A 1238-nucleotide genomic window follows, 5' to 3' on the forward strand; every position below is an offset into this window, starting at 1 on the left:
TGTAGTGGTCTAATAAAGCCGGACACCATTTTAGGTGGTAAAGTTACCACTCATTAAGAGGTGTTCAATGACCAAAAAACGTCGATCATTTAGTCCAGAGTTCAAGCGTGATGCAGCAAGTCTAGTGCTTGACCAAAACTATACAATTACAGAAGCAAGTCGTGCTGTTGATGTTGGAGATACAGCATTGCGGCGCTGGGTCGAGCAACTAAAAGAGGAACGGAATGGAACAACGCCGAACTCTAAAGCGTTGACGCCAGAGCAGCAGAAGATCCAAGAACTAGAGGCTCGTATTCATCGCCTAGAGCGAGAAAAAGCCATTCTAAAAAAGGCCACTGCTCTCTTAATGTCGGACGAACTCGAACGTACACGCTGATAGACCAGTTGAGGGAGCATGATACGGTTGAAATGGTCTGTTCCGTGTTCGAAGTCGCCTCATCAAGCTACTACGAGTACAAACAAAGGCAGCAACACGTTAATGTTGAGCGCTTGGCTTTACGCAGCGAAGTAAAGCGTTTATTTACTCTAAGCCGGAGTTCGGCTGGCAGCCGCTCTATCGTTGCAATGATGCGCGAACGTGGTTACACCATCGGTCGTTTCAAAGTGAGACGCTTGATGAAAGAAGCCAGGCTAATGAGTAAGCAACCTGGCTCTCATATATATAGAAGTGCGGCCATTGAGCGTCCAGATATCCCGAACCGCCTGAACAGAGAGTTCGATGTCAGCGTGCCAAATCAAGTGTGGTGTGGTGACATTACATATATCTGGGCTGGAAATCGATGGTGCTATCTCGCTGTCGTTATTGATTTGTTCAGCCGCCGAGTTGTTGGTTGGGCACTATCAGACAAGCCAGACGCAGCATTAGTAACAAAGGCATTAGCGATGGCTTACGAACAAAGAGGCTGTCCTGAGGGCGTAATGTTTCACTCTGACCAAGGATGCCAGTACGCCAGCCGTAAGTTCCGACAGTACTTGTGGCGCTACCGCATGGAGCAGAGCATGAGCCGCCGAGGTAACTGTTGGGATAATGCGCCTATGGAAAGGCTGTTTCGAAGCTTGAAGTCAGAATGGGTGCCCACAGCGGGTTACCGCTCTGTGTCCGAAGCAATGAAGGATATCAGTTTTTATCTGATGGACTATTACAACTGGCAACGACCACACAGTTATAGTGGTGGAATCGCACCAGCTGAAGTAGAAAATCGACTTAACTTAGTGTCCGGAATTAGTTGACCACAACA

Annotated in this window: 1 protein-coding gene; it reads left to right on the forward strand. The window is 48.0% G+C overall.

Annotated elements, in window-relative coordinates:
* Positions 1-67 precede the first annotated feature (67 nt).
* A protein-coding gene (locus BIT28_RS00070; RefSeq protein WP_089153641.1) for an IS3 family transposase occupies positions 68-1230 on the forward strand; the annotation gives its coding sequence in 2 pieces (ribosomal slippage) (positions 68-323 and positions 323-1230; 1164 coding nt in all).
* Positions 1231-1238 lie beyond the last annotated feature (8 nt).

It is taken from the genome of Photobacterium proteolyticum (assembly GCF_001939735.1).
Lineage (GTDB): Bacteria > Pseudomonadota > Gammaproteobacteria > Enterobacterales > Vibrionaceae > Photobacterium > Photobacterium proteolyticum.